Genomic DNA, 18,666 nt, shown 5'->3' with positions numbered 1-18,666 from the left:
ACTCCTTCTACGTTACCTGTTTCCCTTTTCATGACCCTCTTCGGGCACTTAGACCGCTTCTAGGTTACCCTTTGTCCTTCCCGTCAACCAATTTAGGCACGTACGTACACTAGGGAATGTTCACCAAAAAAGTTGTCGACTTGTTTTGATAATAATAGCTCTTTTCACCTTTTATAATAGAGTTAAGAAAAAATCCCCACAGTACAAAAACAGGAAAGGGGCAGGTTTATGGCCAAACTTTACGTTATTTATAATCGACCTAAGGATCAGGAGGGATTTGAACAATATTATTACAATGTACATATTCCGTTAGTGCAAAAACTTCCTCATCTTAAAGGGGCTGAAATTCATCGTGTCTTGCAAACTCAAAATTCGATTGAACCTTTATATCTCTTTGCAGAGCTTCATTTTGATAATCCCGCTGAATTGAGTCAATCATTATCATCCCTTGAAGGGAAGGAAGTTCAAAGAGACGTATTAAATCTGATGAAATTCTTGGATAAGCCACCGGTAATTTCAATAGTTGATTAATCTGCCACAAAAAGGTCCCTCAAAGGGACTTTTTTTCGTGTCCTATCTGATTCTTTTTGTGATGTTTGTCCTCCTTTAGTCATACAGTTTTAGTAAAGGAGGTTGGACATGTACACTTCTTTATCAACGATGAAGCTAATCCGCTATTCTGTTGCATATGTTTTTATAATCTCAGGAGTTATGAAATTAGTTAACACTGAACTAGCCAATGGGTTTCTCCATTTAGGTTTACCATATTCCCACATCCTTTTAAAAATCGTCATCCTACTTGAGATTGGGTGCGGGGTATTACTATTGGTAAATAAGGCGGTAAACCATGCTGTAATCCCCTTACTAGCAATCATGATTGCTGCACTTCTATTAACTAAATTTCCACTCTTGCACACTGGCTTTTTAACATTTGCATTTCATGCTCGGTTAGATATTGTGATGCTTGTCCTGCTGATAATTCTCTATAAACGATATCCACATTAAATGACTGTAATTTGAACCGACCAGGCCGCTCTACAATCAAGTTGTTATGGTAAAATGAAAGAAAAGTTTTGAAAGAGGCCTGCATCCAATGAAACTATTAGATAAAGTAAAACAACTCCCCTCTTCCCCTGGGGTTTATCTAATGAAGGATTCCTCTGACAGGATCATTTATGTGGGGAAAGCAAAAAATCTTAAAAATCGAGTACGATCATACTTTCAAAACACTAAGGCACATTCTCAGAAAATAAGGAAATTGAAGGCAAACATTAAAGATTTTCACTTGTTACTGACCGATACCGAATTCGAAGCATTTATGTTGGAATGTAAGCTGATTAAAGAAATCAAGCCCATTTTTAATAAAAAAATGAAAAATCCCACTTCCTATACCTATATTCGGTTCCACCAAAGAAACACCCATTGGACTATTGATTTATCAAACACTATTGAAAAGGATGGCAGCCTTTATTACGGTCCTTATCCAAGTAAACATATAGTTGAAAATGCACTCCAAGGGATGAAAGAATTTCTAAAATTAGACTGTGGTAATCCAAACAAGGGCACGCCTTGTTTGAACTACTCCTTAGGTTTATGTATCGGCATTTGTTTTAATGAAGATTCACGTAAACAGTACAATGAACGGTTGAAAAAAATGATGGATTTTCTCCAAGGGACCGATACCGAAATCCTTCAAAGATTGAAACAAAAAATGATAGATGCATCAAACAACTTTGATTTTGAAGCAGCAGCTAAATACCGAGATACACTGGATGCGATTCAATCACTCATCTATAAAGAAAAGGTGATTGAATTTACAGAAGCGAATAAAAATATCGCTCTTATCGAATATATTGAAGATGCCACCTTGAAACTTTTCCTAATCAAAGGGAATCAAGTTCTCTTTAGTAAAAAATATAAAACAAAGGAAGAAAATTCAGAGCAGTTGGTCGAGAAAATTAAAGCGAATATATTAAAGCATTTTAAGAGTTTTAGCAATCATTCATCCATTGAAGTTAGCAACAACGAAATCGATGAAGCACAAATTATTTATAGCTATCTAAACAGCAGTTCGTGCAAATATGTGGTTATTGACGAAAAATGGTTAGAATTCGAACACCAAATGAATATAGATTCTTCTATTATAAATACACTACTAAATTGAATAGTTTTCATCTAATATCCTCGGTTGTTAAACCGGGGACTTTTTCTGTTATTCAGCCTTATAAATTACCAACTTCCTCCTAATTTGTACAATACTATGAAAATATTAGTTAGAAAAATGAATCTAATCAAAATTTATATACTATTTTAAAAAAACTTTCTTTTATTCTCGAAAATTGCTGTAATTCAGTATTATCAAGCTTTTTAAAACGTATACAATCTAATTTCCAAAAAAAGTTTTTGACAATTCAAAACCCTAAAAAGTATTATAAAATAATAATAAAGGAGGTAGAAACATGTCAAACTTAAATAGGCAGAAAATTGTGGATAGTGTACCTCAGACAGGATTCGTTGGACATCCTAAAGGTCTATTCACCCTTTTCTTCACGGAGTTCTGGGAACGTTTTTCTTACTATGGAATGAGAGCAATCCTCGTTTTCTATATGTACTACTCAGTTTCAAAAGGTGGATTGGGCATTGATAAAACGCTCGCACTTTCCATCATGTCCATTTATGGATCACTAGTTTACATGTCAGGTGTTATTGGTGGATGGCTAGCTGACCGTGTATTTGGTACTTCAAAAGCAGTATTTTACGGTGGAATATTGATCATGTTTGGTCATATCGCCCTAGCGATTCCTGGTAATATCTCTATGTTCTTTGTATCAATGGTATTAATCGTACTTGGTACAGGACTATTGAAGCCAAACGTTTCAACTGTTGTTGGTGAATTGTACAGTGAAAAAGACCAACGTCGTGACGCTGGTTTCACCATTTTCTACATGGGAATCAACATGGGGGCATTCTTATCTCCGTTAATCGTTGGTTCTGTTGGCAACTTCCACGTAGGTTTCAGTATTGCTGCAGTTGGTATGTTCTTAGGACTTATCATGTTTACTGTTACTAAGAAAAAAAATCTTGGCCTTGCTGGAACAATGGTTTCAAATCCATTGTCACCAGCTGAAAAGAAAAAAGTCTTTACTTATATCGGTTTAGGTGTCGTTGTTCTTGCAGTTATCTTTGCTATTTTAATTCCTAAAGGCATCCTAACATTTGCAGGATTTATCAATTTAGTTACTATTCTTGGTGTGTTAATTCCAACCATGTATTTCATTGTTATGTATCGCAGCCCGAAAACAACTGCAGTAGAACGTTCACGTGTTATTGCATACATCCCATTATTCATTGCATCTGTTATGTTCTGGGCAATTCAAGAGCAAGGTTCTACGATGCTTGCAAGCTACGCAGATACTCGCACACAATTACATTTTGCAGGAATTGATATTAAACCAGCTTGGTTCCAATCATTAAACCCATTATTTATTATTACTTTAGCACCATTATTTGCTTGGATTTGGGTTAAAATGGGAGACCGTCAGCCAACAATTCCGCAAAAGTTCTCATTATCATTACTTTTCTCTGGGGTTTCGTTCCTAGTGATTCTATTGCCATCTTATCTTGGAGGCACAGATTCTTTAGTTAACCCATTATGGCTTGTTCTTAGTTATTTAATCTGTGTAATCGGTGAATTATTGCTTTCACCAGTAGGACTATCTGCTACAACGAAACTAGCTCCTGCTGCTTTCTCTGCACAAACAATGAGCTTATGGTTCTTATCTAGTGCAGCTGCACAAGCACTCAATGCACAAGTGGTTAAATTCTACTCTGAAGATACTGAAATGGCTTACTTCGGAATCATCGGTGGAGCATCTATCCTACTTGGTATCATCCTTTTAGTGTTATCTCCAAAAATTCAGGGATACATGAAAGGCGTAAAGTAATAATAAAAGCGGCTGATCACTCAGCCGCTTTTTTATTTATTCAATAGATGCTTTACAGAATATATAGGATGGTACAGCATCATCCACTTGCCAGAGTACCGCATGACTGCTTTCATCTTTTCGCGGTATCTTAACTTATAGCAGTGTATTTTACAGTTAGAGCAGGCCGTTTTATCTTCACCAAAGCGGCAGAATGAGAGTCTTAGCATGGCATAGTTTTTTAGATCCTGGCAGTCCTTACATAAAACTTCCCGATGATGCTTTTTTCTACAATAAAGCTCAATCATCTCCTTAACAATCTCTTTTTCCTTTGAAATAACTGGACCATTATTCGGCTCGATTAATCTTGCCCTCATGATAGTAAACCTCCCTTTTCAGATTTACTAAAACAAATTTCTTACTTTCACCATAACATATGATTCTTTAAACTGACGGAAGAATCATTACAAATTCCGTACAATTACATCCTGACAGTCGTTGGAACTTTCCTCCCCTTTTCATCGTTGGTTTCAGCTATCTCAGGATGTGCCTTCCTAATAACAGAAGGTCTTGCTAGAACCAAAACCACACCAACGAATAAAGAGGCTGATATAAGAAGAATCCAAGGTGCTGGAAATACATCATAGAGAAACCCGTACAATACCATTCCTAATGGCATTAATGCCATTGCCATCGTTTCAAGCAGAGAAAATACACGTCCCTTAAAATCATCCTCAATTTTTTTCTGCAGCATTACCTGCAACGGTGTATTGACGATAATGATTAATGCTCCAAGCCCGAACATGATTACTAAGTAAAAAACAAAAACTGAAGTGGACGTAAGTCCCACTAATAATGGAAAGGAAACGGCCGCCATCACACACCCCATACCAACAATGGCCCACTTTGAAACAAGCAACGGATACCTTACTTCTTTTCTAATAGAAAAATAAATGGATAGAAGCAGCATACCAACGGCAAATGCTCCTTGGGTAAATCCAAAACGCTGGGAAACCATTTTCATTTTTTCAATAAGAATGAACGAATAGCCAACCTCAAATGCTCCAAAAAGGAAGTTTATCAATAAAGAAATCCAAACAATCGTTACCAAGATTGGCTGCAGTCTTAAATAGCTAATTCCCGCCTTAATACTCACCCACATGGATTCCTTCTGCCCCGCGATTTCCTTTTTCTTTCGGTTGGCGAATAGCTTAAAATCCATTGTCGATTCAAGTACAACGGCAAGACACGAAGCAATCATATACATAATGAGGAAAGTCTGCATCGATACAGCACCGTACAAAAGCCCACCTACTGCTGGGCTGGCAATAGCTGCAAAAGAAATGGACATTTGGTTTAAAGACATAGCTCTTTGAACTCTCGCTTCATCCACAAGACCAGATATGGAAGAAGTAAAGGTCACCCCGGAAAACATGGAAGTGATGGATAAAATACAGGAGGTGATATAGATTGCCGTTAACGATAGGTCGGTGATGGAACTAACCATCAGTAATCCCCCAACTGCTAAGCTTGTGGCAACCTGTGCTAAAACAACAATCAATTTTCTTGAGTATTGGTCAGCAAGGTATCCAGCGAATGGGGCTGCGAGGGTACGAGGTAAAATATTGCAAATTAGATTAGCTGCAAAACTGGTTGCCGAACCGGTAGCCTGTAAAATATAAAAACTAATGGCGAAGGAATATACTTGTGCACCGAAAGAAGAAATGAGTTTACTTATCGTGAAAGTCCAAAGATGATAAGTTGCTTTTTTTAGCCTTAAGCCATCATTCACACAATTCACACCCCAAAAAGTTTAATTTAATTAAACAAATCATACCACACCAAATACTTCCATTTCAAGAAAAAGTTTAATATAATTAAACTACAAACTAAATAGGGTGTGTTTCATACATGTTAGGAAAACGGATTCGGGAAATTCGAAAAATGAAAAAAATGACACTTGAAGGACTGGCAGGAGAAGGACTAACCAAAGGAATGCTTAGCCTTATTGAGAACAACAAAGCTAAACCATCCATGGAAAGTCTGACGTACATTGCTAAGCGCTTAGGTGTGGAGGTAACTGAGCTGTTAGAAGAAATCAGTGGACAGGAGCTAAGAGGGCTTTTAGAAACAGCGGAGAAATTATACAATTCTCCAGTTGAACAATGTCCCGACAAATATAAACAGCTTATTAGCTCGCTCAATTCTTATATGGATAAGTTAAATGGTGGATATGAAGCTGCCCGGTTATTAGACATTTATGGCCGCTGTCTTTATCATGAACAACTAAATGGCTGGCAAACCTATTGTAATCGTGCAGCGGAAATGTATGACGTGATGAATCTGACTGCTAAACGAGCAGGAATTGGGATTTTGTACTCGACGGAGAAATATGTTAAACATGAGTATACCGAATCATTAACGATATTTTTAGCTGAACGTGCTGCAATTGAAGCCAAGCATGCATTTGTTGACCCAATTACTCGTGCTGACCTTGATTATCATGAAGCCATTCTTTACTTTGCGGTTGGCGATTCTGAATCCGCTAGATGTGTGATGGAAAAAGCCATTCAATTCTCAAAAGAGCATCGGATTTTTTATCGAATTGATGATTTGTACAGACTTGCCGTGGCCCATGCGATGATGACCCATGATGAAGAAAATAAGATGCATTATCTTAAGAAATTAAAGCAATATGGGGACTTTGCAGATCATACACCATCTATCCTTTTCTATGATGTGTTCAAGGTAATGTCGCTAACGGAAAAAAAGGACTATTGTGCTTCACTTGAAATAATTGACCACTATTTATCTAATCCAAAAACAACGGACTTTTATGAAGTATGGTTTCTTCTTGAAAAAGGAAAGGCCCTATTTAGCCTTAGACGTTTTCAAGAAGCGATACCGTTTCTTGAAAACGTGACCGTTCCCTCTTGGGTGCATCATCCTTTTGATTTGTCACTATTATATGTAAAGGACTGCTACAAGGGCCTTTGCCTAGTTGAGTTAGGCCATGATGATGAAGCCCTTCATGCCGCAAAACATGCAGTGGATCATTTCGAACCGCTTCCACCCACACCATTTAAGGATTTTGCCCATGAAACGTATAACAGAATAAGAGAAAACATCAAAAAAACAAAACCCACCGAAGACTAAAAACGTCACATTCGGCGGGTTTATTTTCTATGTTTCTTTTGTTTCATTTAGTTCATCTATTAGCTGTTTTGTCCTTTTGGCATTTCCTTCAGCAAAGTTCTCGAGGCGTTCCTTAAGTTCTTCATCATCGTGAATACGTTCTGCAGTAATTAAATACGTTCGCATTAAATCTTCTTCCACCTCAATGGAATGTTCAAGGACTTGTTCAATTTTATCCTTCTCTTCCTTATTCTTTCGGTTATCTGAGTTTAGAAACACAGGAAGACCTCCTTTTTTACCATTATCCTTCTCTAATCCATACCCAGATATCCATTGTGCTGAAACTTTCCAGTAGTATAACTTTACCTAGTTTTCGAAAAACGATAGGCTTCTTCTAGCCACTTATTCACATCGCTAGTAAGTTCGGACTTATCTCTAATCATCAAATGATGAATCCAGCGGCCAGGATAAGGTTCAGTTGCTTCAACAATCTGGTCGTGTTCGATATATCGACCCACGCAAAAAGTAAGGACAATCGCATTTTCTGGACGCTTATTGAGCCATGGCTTGTGCTGCCATACCCAAGCAAACTTTGGTTTGGTTCCGAATGAGATTTGGGATTTGTTCACATCGAATGATACAGGTGCAATCGATTGGATCATTTGATACACAGCCAGAAACAATGTGATGAGATGTTCTTGATTAGAAAAGAAGTTTTCTATATCCTTTTCAAATACAGATTCCATCCTCTATTCCCCCTCTCTTCACCTTTGACCTTCCTTGTATAAAATGACATTTACTTTCTATATTTAATTATACCATATTTCCATAATTAACCAATTTGAAAATGGATAAAAACTATATTCATCTAAATATCTATACAGTAATAATTTTTTCTACTCCCCCTGCCTGAAATGGACCATTATCTTTCAGGTAAGTACGTATAAGATCAATTGCATGATTATCATCGTACATTTTTGATTTTTCTTGTTCTTTAAAAAGCTGCCTTCCTCCCCCAACAATTTTATATGTTTTATCCAAGTCAATTTCCCGTTCCCCCACTAGCAGGCTTTGGATTCGATGTCCTTTTGGATTATAAGGTTTGAAGGTCATGAAAAGACCAGACGACCTCAATATGTATCCGCCCTTCTGCTCAAACGGATCAGCAGAAAAAACCTGTTCCAAGTTATTTTCAAGGCTGTTCCACAAAGTTTGTCCATCCATTTCCAATGTAAACATCTTCGGATTTGTCGGAATCATACTGTAAAGGTCATACATCGACAACGCGCCTTCCGCCATTGGTGGTCCATATCGCCAGCCATGTGAAAAAGAAAGATCACATTCATATGCATGTAGATAAGCATTTGTAATTAGGCGATCCATTGGAGACTCATTTAAGGTCATTCTATGCAGCAACGTATGAGTTTCCCCAGCAACTGTATTTCGTTCATCTGCAAAGGGCTCCATAACCATTTCAATTAATTCTTGAATCTCCTCATCTTTCTCGAAGTCCTCTGTAATATTGACCAATTGATAATTTACGTCTGTGACATTCCCACCTACTAAATTTACGTCCAACCTTCCTAAGAATGATGAATTGGAACCCGCTTGAACAACAATTGTTTGACCAATAACCATTGGCTTTGTTACCCGATCATGACTATGTCCGGAAAGAATGATATCAATCCCGTTAACCAATGAGGCTAGTTTTACATCTAACGGTAGCCCCATATGGCTCATTAAAATAATCAAGTCAGCCTCTTCTTTTAAAACCTCAATAATCCGGCTTACTTCATCTGTTCCTTTTGAAAAAAGTAATCCTTTAGAGAAGCTATCTGGCATGGTCTTATCAACATAGGGATATGTTAGGCCGATTACTCCTACTTTTACTCCTTGCATCTCTCTGATAAAGTATGGCTTTAGAAACGCCTTACCAGTTTCTTCATCTATTAGATTACAAGCAACCACAGGAAAAGGAAGGTTTTCGGCAAGATGCCTTAACTGCTCTTTTCCATAAGCAAAATCCCAATTACCTGGAACAAACGCATCTAGTTCCATTTTATTTAATAATGGAAGAATGGCGCTGCCTTTACTGCTTACCAGTGGAAGTTGACCATGGAATAAATCACCCCCATCAAGAAATAACACATTGGATTTTTGCTTTCTAAGTTTTTTTACATACTTACCGATTCTAGAAAAACCACCGGCATTTTTTAAAAAAGGGCCATTTGATTGCCAAAAGAGTTCCTTATGCATTTCCAGACAGCCATGTGTATCATTTTGCTGAATAATTGTTAGTTCAGTTCCCATCCTAACTCACCTCGGGATATATAATATGTTGTTGTATACATACTCTGGTTAGTATTTTTTTATTGTTTAATATCATACATAACTCTACCCAAAGTTATATGTCTCAAAACTTTTAGCCAAATTAATTAACGCAAAAAAGCGGTAACCAATGGTCGCCGCTTTTTTACTAGGTTTTTAATACCAACTCATATAAGGATTATACGGAACATGCTGATATTCAGGGGAAGTTCCTGTTCTGAACCATGGGATATAGTTGACAGGATTCACTGTTACCGCATATTTAAACATATTATTCATTGCAGAATCCATGCCCATAAAAGAGATTGTCATAACCATATACATAGCTTTAATTGTATTAAATTGAGAAAGTTCGGTTACATAGACAATTCGGTTAGCCATTTCTCCAATTTGTCCTTCCGTCCATAAAATCCGGTCTGCCATAAACCCTATTTGGTTCTCAGTGTAAAGCACACCATTCAATGCTTGTGTAAATGTATCTGCCCCCATTTGACCCACATACACTATTGCATTACTTGTTGCCATTGTATTCACCCCCCCTTGTAGGATACGAACCTACAGCAGAATAGGTGACATTCTAATTTATTATTGATGTTTCTAAAAAATTCTACAATTTCTGCCCCACAAACTGAATAACATGTGACAAGCCATTATGAAATTCACCTTCATGACGTTCTACTTCTCCCATGAAAAAGTGAACAATCCGCCAATCACTAAAGGACTGCATAAATTCCTCGGGAGTATATAAAAAGCCTACATCTTTTGGCCCACCACTGTTATATGGAAGTTGATATCGAGAATATACTTCCGTAATGAAGTATCCTCCAGGCTTGACCGCTCCTTTTACTCCTTGCAGGGTTTTCTGACGTAATTCGGCTGGAAAATGACCAAAGATACAAACCACTTCATCCCATTGATCTTTCCCCCATGTTGCGTCCTTTAAATCCACCAGCTCAGTTTGAACAGCAACCCCTCGTTCATGTGCCAATTTTTTTATTTTTGCCAATCCAGATTCTGCATAATCCCACGCGGTCACATTCATTCCTTGTTCAGCTAGAAACACAGCATTACGTCCTTCCCCTTCAGCAATGGTTAGCACCTCACCAGATAACTGTAGTCTCTTCTGCATTTCATTTAGAAAGACATTTGGTTCTGTTCCATAAACATAGTGCTCTGCTGCAAATCGATTATTCCACTGATTCATCGCTCATTCCCCTTTCACTCTTGTATAGTTCCCATTTTATCATTGAAAAAAGATTCTTAATCAAACTTTAACAAAGTACTTTTATTATGAACCAAAAAGGAGTGATTGAAATGAATGATATCGGGATATTCTTCGCATTAGCTGCAGGAGTATTATCTTTTTTCTCACCGTGTGTTTTTCCACTTTTGCCAGCCTATGTTACCCATTTAACAGGGGGAAAGATTGAAGACTCCAAAATGATTGTGGATAAAAAACGTTTATATGTGCGTTCCATTGGATTCATTATTGGTTTTAGTATAATATTTATTGCCTTTGGTGCTTCAGCAAGCTTCCTTGGAAAAATACTGATGAACTATCGATTGATCGTTATGCAGATTGCTGGGATTCTTATCATTATTTTTGGACTGCAAATGGCTGGGCTATTAAAATTCAAACTTTTAATGAAGGAAAAAAGAATCGACTCAGAGATAAAATCAAAAGGCATATTCAGTTCTATTTTACTAGGAATGGCTTTTGCAAGCGGATGGTCCCCTTGCGTTGGACTTGCCCTTTCCTCCATACTATTATTGGCAAGCTCGTCCGATACTTTAACCCAAGGTATTATTTTATTAAGTGCCTATTCGCTTGGAATGGCCATTCCCTTTTTCATTATTTCTATTGTCATCTCCTATTCGCTTAAAACAATGAAAAAGATTAACAAACACATGGCAAAGCTGGCCTTTGTTAATGGAATGATTATGGTTTTCTTAGGGTTCCTTGTCTTAACCGGGCAAATGCAAATAATTAGCGCTTGGCTGTCACCGTATAATTTATTTCAAAAATAAAAGAGGGGTAGAACTCTTGAATCAAAAAAACCTTATTGGAAAGTCAGTTTTAATTGTGGAAGATGATCCAAAAATCCGGAATCTTGTCAAAATCTACTTAAAAAAAGATGGATACGAAGTAACCGAAGCGGTAAATGGGGTAGAAGCGAAGGAAAAAATAGAGGAACTGGACCCTTGTATATTAATTCTTGATCTCATGCTGCCAAGAATCAGCGGCGAGGAAATCTGTAGATGGGTTAGAGAGGATTTAAAAAGTATGATGCCCATCATTATGCTTACAGCAAAGGCTTCAGAAAAAGATCGTATCAAAGGATTTCATTTAGGGGCAGATGATTATGTAGTCAAACCCTTTAGCCCCGCCGAGTTAATGGTACGAATTGAAGCTGTACTAAGAAGAACTGCCAGCCGCTGTGGTAAGCTTAGCTTTACAGGCTTTACGATTAAACCTGCAAAAGGAGAAGCATGGATCGATGGAGAACAGCTTGAATTAACTCATTTTGAATTTAAATTACTCCATACCTTCATGCAGCATCCAAATCAGGTATTATCTAGAGATCAAATCCTTACCTTTATTTATGAAAATAATGAAAAAGCAGTCACCGACAGAACCATCGACGTTCATATCAGGAATTTAAGGGGGAAAATCAAGGAAAAGACGCCAAAGGATTATATTCAAACCGTAAGAGGAATGGGGTATAAGTTTGTGGCTCTATAGAAAATTGTCTAATCTCTTATCTAAGCTCGTATTCCTAAATAGTCTTGTCATTTTACTCGTCATTCTTCTTGCTGGTTTATCCTTAAAAAATTACGCATGCTATTTAGTCAATTCAGAACAAATCGTCGGTCAGAATTTAGTTACTAACTTAAACGAATTTCTTTGGAAGGTTAGTGCTATTGTCTTTCTTATTGCAGGCTTGTTACATTACGTTTCCGTAAAAAAAATTGTGAGGCCCATCAAGCATTTGTCCGCGGCAACAAGAGCGATTAAGGAAGGCAACCCTCCCTCTAAAGTGGAGATAAAGACAAGCGGTGAGTTAGAGGAACTCATAAAGAATTTTAACGCCATGTCAGAAACACTTTATTCTATTCAAGAACAACGAGAGGAAATGCTCCGGGATATCGCACATGAGCTGCGGACTCCCCTAACGAATATTAATGGATATCTAGAAGCCCTGCAAAACGAAGTGATTGAAGGGAACCCGGAATTATTCGGTTCCTTGCTGGAAGAATCACGAAGAATTACAAGAATTGTTGAGCTTATAACCGAATTACACTCATGGTCAAATGGGAATTATTTTTTAGACAAACAGTTTGACTCGATTGCTATTGATAAGGTTCTTTCAGAAGCGTTAACTACTTTTCATTTAAAGCTGGAAGCCCGTTTTTCCGATATCAGATTTCAAATTGAGCAAGAAAGTCTCTTAGGAAATAAAGATGGACTCATGCAGGTATTTACAAACATTCTTCAAAATATCCTTGATTACAATATTGGAAGCAAACTGTCAATTATCGGAAGAACAGAGAATGACTCCTACATCCTCTCCTTTACACATACAGGTCAATTCATTGATCCCGAAAAAAAGGAACTAATCTTTGAACGTTTCTATCGGGTAGAAGAATCAAGGAGTACAAAATCCGATGGTGCCGGCCTTGGTTTAGCCATTGCTAAAAGCATTATTTCTGCCCATAAAGGGAGGATTGGAATCCATACAGATGGTACCATCCATACGTTTTGGGTTAAGCTACCTCTTTATCAAGTCCAAAAATGAACGGGATAGCGTTTCTTAATCATTCCTTAATAATTCGCTTGCATTATTTTATTGAAAGGAGTGCTTTATATGAAATATACCATTGAAAATGACCACATTATAGGAAATTTAGGTTTCGATCCAATTACTATTTCACCTTCTGAAAATAAAGGCTATCGACCGTTTGAACTTTTTGTATCCTCTTTAGTGGGATGCAGCGGCACCATTCTTCGAAATATCTTAACAAAAAGGAAGTATCCATTCCAAAAATTAGAGATGGAAGTCTCTGCGGTAAGAAACCCAGAACACGCGAATCGAATTGAACAGCTTTCCTTTACTGCCTTTGTTCAATCTGAAGAGCCACTTACCTCACAGCTAGCAGAAAAAATAGCTGACTTAGTTATCAAAAATTGTGGAATGATTCAGTCTGTTATACAATCCATTGATATTACGTTTACCATTAATTCTGTGCCTCTTAATGGGAATCATTAATGAATAGGGTAATGGAGGAAGGTTGTCTTGAATAAAAAGCTTCTATCTGTGACCATTATTCTATTGGCCGTAGTTATAATTGTCGTTAACATTTGGAACTCATTCCAAAGTGAGAAAAATGTAAAAGCTCCGGATATTGCTACAGAAGAATCCTCTACTAATGAGGATATTCCTGGAGCCGACCTTTCACAGACCCTTGAAGGAAATTCAGCTCCTGATTTTACCTTATCTACTTTAGAAGGAGAATCTGTAAAACTATCAGATTATAAAGGAAAAAAGGTCATCCTGAATTTTTGGGCGACATGGTGTCCACCTTGTAAAGAGGAAATGCCTCACATGCAAAATTTTTATGAGCATAACAAAGAGACCGGCATAGAAATAGTAGCTGTAAATCTAACAAATCTGGATAATGGAAAAGATGCGGTCGAAACCTTTGCAAAAGTGAATCGGCTAACCTTTAGCATCCCTCTAGATGAGAAAGGAACGATAGGTATGCAGTATCAGGCCTTTACCATTCCGACAAGTTACATTATTGATTCAACTGGTGTCATAACAAAAAAGATTGTTGGTCCTATGGATGAAAGTATGATGGCGAACTTAACAAAGGACATTAAATAACTATTCTTCATTCACTCATAAAGGACTCCAGCATAGGCAGGAGTCCTTTTTATTGCTATGGAGCTTTTTCATCAGCATACATAATACCTTAGAAACTTAGTCAACCTTTTAGCATAATACAAAATAGATCTTGACCAGTTAATCAAACAGTTTAGCAATAATACCAGCTACAATGACTACAATTATAGCCCCTATTATCGATGGAACTAACGAGAATCCAAGAATCATAGGACCCCATGCCCCTAATAAATATGGACCAACCCATGCTCCCACGAAACCTGCAACAATAGCTCCAGCCCATCCCCCCGGCATATCAAACGGTGATAATTTGCTCCCCACAACACCAATTACCATCGCAACAATAACAGTAAGAATAAAAGATAGAATAGTCATTCCATTAACTCCTTTTTTTGACATTATATGCGGAACTTGTACAATGTGTTCGGTTTACAAGTATAATAAATATATACCGTCCCTGGGGAGGATTATTGAATGTATGTTGAAATAGATAATGAATCAAAAAAATGGATAGAAGCAAAAGGAAATCAACTAACTGTAAAAATTCTAGAAACAAAAACTTGTTGTGCTCCTGGTGTTCAGGAAGTAGTGGCAGTTCCAGGAAAGCCCAAAACAACTGATCAATTTACGGAATTAAATGTTGAAGATCTTTCAATTTATGTTCAAAAAATTTTATGTAATAAAGAAAAACTAACCCTTAAATTATCGGGCATCAGCTTTTTAAAAACCATAGCGGCTAAGCTTCAATAAATGGAATAACGAAAGAGAAAAATGCTACTTCATACCACGAAGTAGCATTTTCTAAATCTTCTATGAAAAATCAAGTACCGCAAAAGGTTTGATACGGACGACCTGATGGTGCAGGCAGTGTGCAGTATTCTTCCTGTTCAGGAGAGTGAGCATAAGGATTTGATATCACCTGAAGAAGCTTATCCAATAAACTGAAATCCCCCTGTTCCACCGCAGCTTCTAAAGCCTCTTCTACCCGGTGATTTCGTGCGATGACTGATGGATTGCTTTTACGCATTAACTCATGTGAAGATTCTTTGGATTTCGGTTGTCTGCCTAATCTCGCCTGCCACTTCTCATTCCATTGGGCAAATTCCGGATCCACAAACAGTGCTGTATCCTTCTGTCTATCAAAGGTTAATGCAAGGAAAGTATTCGTGAAATCTGCCCGATGCTTTTCCATCAACTGAAGTAGTTCTTTCACTAGCGACTCATCTTGTTCCTCTTCGTTAAAGATCCCCAGCTTCGCTCTCATTCCTGTGAGCCAATTTTCTTCAAACAACGCACCGTAACCTGAAAGAGCTTCTTCAGCCTGCTTCACAGCCTCATCTTGATTTTCATTCAAAAGTGCCAATAGCGACTCAGCCAATCGTGCAAGATTCCATACAGCAATATACGGTTGATTGCCATAGGCGTATCGGCCTTCCCTATCAATGGAACTGAATACGGTAGCCGGACTATATTCATCCATAAAAGCGCATGGACCATAATCAATCGTTTCGCCGCTAATGGCCATATTATCAGTGTTCATCACCCCGTGAATAAAGCCTACCATTTGCCATTTTGCAAGAAGTGCCGCCTGACGCTTAATCACTTCCTTTAAGAGTGAAAGATACTTATGCTCATCATCTTCAATATCAGGATAATGACGGCTAATAGTATAGTCGGCTAAAGCTCGTAAATCCTCCACAGTACCAAATCTTGCCGCATATTGAAATGTACCGACACGAATATGACTAGCAGCCACACGCGTTAGAATAGCACCTGGCAGGACTGTTTCTCGGTATACTGGTTCCCCTGTTGTTACAACAGCGAGACTTCGGGTCGTAGGAATACCAAGCGCATGCATGGCTTCACTAATGATATATTCTCGCAACATTGGTCCGAGTGCAGCTCGACCATCACCGCCTCGAGAAAATGGCGTTCTTCCAGGCCCCTTGAGCTGAATATCCACCCGTTTATTTTCGGGAGTAATCTGTTCACCAAGAAGTACAGCCCTGCCATCGCCTAACATCGTAAAATGGCCAAATTGATGTCCTGCATAGGCTTGTGCTAGCGGGGAAGCTCCTTCGGGAATCTTATTGCCTGCAAAAATCGCAATCCCTTCCTCACTTTGCAATGCCTCAACGTTCAGCCCCAGAGACTTTGCTAGTGATCCGTTTAGAATGACCAACTGCGGTGAGTTTACTGGGGTTGGATTGGTGCTTTTATAAAATGCTTCCGGCAGACGTGAATAACTATTATCAAAGTTCCATCCTGGTACTTTTATTTCTTTTGTCATTTGGTCTCCTTTAATTCTTCTGTCTTACTAATACCTTTGTATTTTTATTATACCCATCCTTGCACATAATGGCTTGGTGTACGCATTTTTCTACGCATTTCCAAACTATTAACTTAGAGGCAATGTGACAAAAACATGTGTCCCTTCCCCTATATTGCTCTTAACCCTAATTTTCCCTGAATGGGATTGAACAATCCATTCTGCTATCGAGAGCCCTAAGCCTGATCCCTCTAAATGACGGTTTCGTGATTTATCACCACGATAGTATCGGTTAAAAATATGAGGCAAATCTTCCCTCGATATCCCTATCCCAGTATCCACTATTTCGATTACTGCACGTGAGTTCTTAATACTTCCTTTAATAGATACAGAGCCGTTTTCCTTTGTGTATTTAATGGCATTATCAATTAGAATAACAAACAGTTGTTTTAGTCTCTCTTTATCTCCGATCATCTGAATAGGAGCAATATTAGCTTTTAGGTGCACCCCTTTTAAAATCGCTAGGGCATTAAACCCTTTAGTGACTTGATGGATAATTTCATCTAACTGAATGGTTTCATGCATTAACTGAAGCTGATTGGAATCAGATCGAGCTAATGTGAGTAAATCTGAAGACATTTTGGATAAGTAGTTAATTTCTTGTATTGCCTGATGAATGGTCTCACTTTCCTGTTCAATCGTATTGTCTGGATGGCGAAATAAGCGTTCAAGATTTAGTTTCATAACGGATAGCGGGGTACGCAATTCATGTGAGGCATCTGCAACAAATTGCTGCTGCTTTTCCCAAGACAGTTTGATAGGTATTAAAGCTTTATTAGCTAAATAGATTCCTGCTAAGATAGCAATAAAAACACTTAATATAGACCCGAAACCAATCACTATAAGTAAATGGGATAGCATTTCTTTTTCGCGTTTAAGGTTATAGATCACCTGAATTTTTTGTAAAGGCGCATTGTTTTTATTTATTGAAATAGGTATCGTAATTAACCGATAAGAATTAGCCCCAATGGAAGTAGATTGTAGCCCTTTTGCATTTAAGAATTCAGCAAATCGTTCAGTGTCTAGTTTAGTAAATGTGTTGGTAGGAATCACTTTATTCAGTTTTTGACCTTTCTCCCATAATAAATAGACAAGACGATGATTTTCCTCACGTTCTTGGTTCAATTCCGTACCAAATTTTTCTTCCTCATGAAGTAAATGATTTTTCTTTTCCAAAAGATTGTTATCTACTTGATGATACAAACTATAATACGTATATAAATAAATCATGGCTCCAAAGGTATTCTGGAGAATGAAGAAAACTAGAGAGTTTGTAATAACAAGCCGGCGTTTTGTTTTGGTAAACATGACTGATTACTCCCTTACCATATAGCCCACACCACGAATAGTCCGAATTAGCTTTTCATAACCAAATGGAGTTAGCTTTTTACGCAAATAATGAATGTAAAGATCCACAATGGCATCTGTTGTTTCTGATTCTATTCCCCATACTCTTTCAAAAATCTGGTCTCTCGTTAAAATTTGTTCTTTATTTTGAATTAAATAGTAGAGCAATTCATATTCCTTAATTGTTAACTTTAAACTTTCTTCTTTTATAAAACCTTCATGTTGGTTGGTATCAAGGAGAATCGGACCATAAGAGATTTTCCCTTCAATTCCTATTTTCCCTGACCTGCGAAGCAGCGACCTGATCCTTGCTAAAAACTCCTCGGTAGCAAAAGGTTTAACAATATAGTCATCCGCTCCAAAGTCTAGCCCCTTCACTCGGTCCTCAACCCGATCTTTTGCCGTCAGAAATAAAGTAGGGATTTGATATCCTTCACGTTTTAACTTTTTAATTAATGTAAAACCATCCATCTTCGGAAGCATAATATCAAGTGTGACCAAATCATATTCATAGGATGTGGCCATAAGATAACCCTCCTCCCCATCTTCCGCTTGATCCACCTCGTATTGTTCTTCTTCTAATATGGTTGTTATAATCCGTCTTAAAGGTAAATCATCCTCAACGACCAGCACACGCATTTTTTTCGCCAACTTCCTCTTAACTGAGTTTAGTATTCTCGAACCTCTAGCCTCAAATTAA

General features: G+C 37.7%; 22 protein-coding genes. 11 read left to right on the top strand and 11 right to left on the bottom strand.

The window, feature by feature from the left end; all coding sequences use genetic code 11:
* Positions 1–228: 228 nt before the first annotated feature.
* The 4 genes from ABES03_RS14570 (at position 229) to ABES03_RS14555 (ending at position 3,944) form a co-directional block, all read left to right on the top strand.
* A complete protein-coding gene (locus tag ABES03_RS14570; RefSeq protein WP_430118035.1) occupies positions 229–531 on the top strand; it encodes an EthD family reductase in 303 nt (100 codons plus the stop codon).
* 108 nt (positions 532–639) lie between these two features.
* Positions 640–1,005: a DoxX family protein gene (locus tag ABES03_RS14565; RefSeq protein ID WP_430118033.1), complete on the top strand. Its 366-nt coding sequence runs from the start codon at positions 640–642 to the stop codon at positions 1,003–1,005.
* 88 nt (positions 1,006–1,093) lie between these two features.
* On the top strand, positions 1,094–2,164 hold the full coding sequence (locus ABES03_RS14560; protein WP_430118031.1) for a GIY-YIG nuclease family protein: 1,071 nt from the start codon (positions 1,094–1,096) through the stop codon (positions 2,162–2,164).
* 295 nt (positions 2,165–2,459) lie between these two features.
* On the top strand, positions 2,460–3,944 hold the full coding sequence (locus tag ABES03_RS14555) for a peptide MFS transporter (protein WP_430118029.1): 1,485 nt from the start codon (positions 2,460–2,462) through the stop codon (positions 3,942–3,944).
* Positions 3,945–3,976: 32 nt separating this feature from the next.
* Here ABES03_RS14555 and ABES03_RS14550 read toward each other — a convergent pair whose 3' ends face one another.
* Both ABES03_RS14550 and ABES03_RS14545 read right to left on the bottom strand, forming a co-directional pair.
* The gene (locus ABES03_RS14550; protein WP_430118028.1) at positions 3,977–4,300 is read right to left on the bottom strand and encodes a nitrous oxide-stimulated promoter family protein; all 324 of its coding nucleotides are present in this window, start codon (positions 4,298–4,300) and stop codon (positions 3,977–3,979) included.
* A 104-nt stretch (positions 4,301–4,404) separates the two neighbouring features.
* The gene (locus ABES03_RS14545; protein WP_430118027.1) at positions 4,405–5,715 is read right to left on the bottom strand and encodes an MFS transporter; all 1,311 of its coding nucleotides are present in this window, start codon (positions 5,713–5,715) and stop codon (positions 4,405–4,407) included.
* 119 nt (positions 5,716–5,834) lie between these two features.
* Here ABES03_RS14545 and ABES03_RS14540 point away from each other — a divergent pair, with 119 nt between their 5' ends.
* On the top strand, positions 5,835–7,079 hold the full coding sequence (locus ABES03_RS14540) for a helix-turn-helix domain-containing protein (RefSeq protein WP_430118025.1): 1,245 nt from the start codon (positions 5,835–5,837) through the stop codon (positions 7,077–7,079).
* A gap of 27 nt (positions 7,080–7,106) precedes the next feature.
* Here ABES03_RS14540 and ABES03_RS14535 read toward each other — a convergent pair whose 3' ends face one another.
* From ABES03_RS14535 to ABES03_RS14515, 5 genes are all read right to left on the bottom strand, one after another.
* Complete coding sequence (locus ABES03_RS14535; RefSeq protein ID WP_430118024.1) at positions 7,107–7,337, bottom strand: hypothetical protein; 231 nt, start codon at positions 7,335–7,337, stop codon at positions 7,107–7,109.
* Between the two features lie 83 nt (positions 7,338–7,420).
* A complete protein-coding gene (locus ABES03_RS14530) occupies positions 7,421–7,804 on the bottom strand; it encodes a DUF5655 domain-containing protein (protein ID WP_430118023.1) in 384 nt (127 codons plus the stop codon).
* 130 nt (positions 7,805–7,934) lie between these two features.
* Entirely contained in the window at positions 7,935–9,368 is a 1,434-nt protein-coding gene (locus ABES03_RS14525) for a bifunctional metallophosphatase/5'-nucleotidase (RefSeq protein WP_430118021.1), read from the bottom strand.
* Positions 9,369–9,542: 174 nt separating this feature from the next.
* Positions 9,543–9,911: a hypothetical protein gene (locus ABES03_RS14520; protein ID WP_430118020.1), complete on the bottom strand. Its 369-nt coding sequence runs from the start codon at positions 9,909–9,911 to the stop codon at positions 9,543–9,545.
* 82 nt (positions 9,912–9,993) lie between these two features.
* Entirely contained in the window at positions 9,994–10,590 is a 597-nt protein-coding gene (locus ABES03_RS14515; RefSeq protein ID WP_430118018.1) for an SAM-dependent methyltransferase, read from the bottom strand.
* Positions 10,591–10,700: 110 nt separating this feature from the next.
* Between ABES03_RS14515 and ABES03_RS14510 the strand changes: the two genes are divergently transcribed.
* The 5 genes from ABES03_RS14510 to ABES03_RS14490 all read left to right on the top strand — a co-directional run bounded on the left by ABES03_RS14510 (position 10,701) and on the right by ABES03_RS14490 (position 14,272).
* Positions 10,701–11,414 (top strand): cytochrome c biogenesis CcdA family protein, encoded by a 714-nt coding sequence (locus ABES03_RS14510; protein ID WP_430118016.1) that lies wholly within the window; start codon positions 10,701–10,703, stop codon positions 11,412–11,414.
* 16 nt (positions 11,415–11,430) lie between these two features.
* A complete protein-coding gene (locus ABES03_RS14505) occupies positions 11,431–12,129 on the top strand; it encodes a response regulator transcription factor (protein ID WP_430118014.1) in 699 nt (232 codons plus the stop codon).
* A complete protein-coding gene (locus tag ABES03_RS14500) occupies positions 12,116–13,183 on the top strand; it encodes a HAMP domain-containing sensor histidine kinase (protein WP_430118013.1) in 1,068 nt (355 codons plus the stop codon). Before ABES03_RS14505 ends, ABES03_RS14500 begins: the two co-directional genes overlap by 14 nt.
* Positions 13,184–13,252: 69 nt before the next feature.
* Positions 13,253–13,654, top strand: coding sequence for an OsmC family protein (locus tag ABES03_RS14495; protein WP_430118011.1), 402 nt, complete (start codon positions 13,253–13,255; stop codon positions 13,652–13,654).
* Between the two features lie 27 nt (positions 13,655–13,681).
* Entirely contained in the window at positions 13,682–14,272 is a 591-nt protein-coding gene (locus ABES03_RS14490) for a redoxin domain-containing protein (RefSeq protein ID WP_430118009.1), read from the top strand.
* Between the two features lie 138 nt (positions 14,273–14,410).
* On the opposite strand, the gene ABES03_RS14485 is transcribed toward ABES03_RS14490, so the two are convergent.
* Positions 14,411–14,665, bottom strand: coding sequence for a GlsB/YeaQ/YmgE family stress response membrane protein (locus ABES03_RS14485; RefSeq protein ID WP_308080807.1), 255 nt, complete (start codon positions 14,663–14,665; stop codon positions 14,411–14,413).
* A 99-nt stretch (positions 14,666–14,764) separates the two neighbouring features.
* Between ABES03_RS14485 and ABES03_RS14480 the strand changes: the two genes are divergently transcribed.
* A complete protein-coding gene (locus ABES03_RS14480) occupies positions 14,765–15,040 on the top strand; it encodes a CC/Se motif family (seleno)protein (protein ID WP_430118007.1) in 276 nt (91 codons plus the stop codon).
* Between the two features lie 70 nt (positions 15,041–15,110).
* Here ABES03_RS14480 and ABES03_RS14475 read toward each other — a convergent pair whose 3' ends face one another.
* From ABES03_RS14475 to ABES03_RS14465, 3 genes are all read right to left on the bottom strand, one after another.
* Positions 15,111–16,580 (bottom strand): protein adenylyltransferase SelO, encoded by a 1,470-nt coding sequence (locus ABES03_RS14475; protein WP_430118005.1) that lies wholly within the window; start codon positions 16,578–16,580, stop codon positions 15,111–15,113.
* Positions 16,581–16,688: 108 nt separating this feature from the next.
* Positions 16,689–17,927, bottom strand: coding sequence for a sensor histidine kinase (locus tag ABES03_RS14470; protein WP_430118004.1), 1,239 nt, complete (start codon positions 17,925–17,927; stop codon positions 16,689–16,691).
* Between the two features lie 6 nt (positions 17,928–17,933).
* Positions 17,934–18,605, bottom strand: coding sequence for a response regulator transcription factor (locus ABES03_RS14465; protein ID WP_430118043.1), 672 nt, complete (start codon positions 18,603–18,605; stop codon positions 17,934–17,936).
* Between the last annotated feature and the right edge of the window lie 61 nt (positions 18,606–18,666).

The organism is Neobacillus rhizosphaerae, from assembly GCF_050477885.1.
Taxonomy (GTDB): Bacteria; Bacillota; Bacilli; order Bacillales; family Cytobacillaceae; genus Neobacillus; species Neobacillus rhizosphaerae_A.
This window is presented reverse-complemented; position numbering and strand designations above follow the sequence as displayed.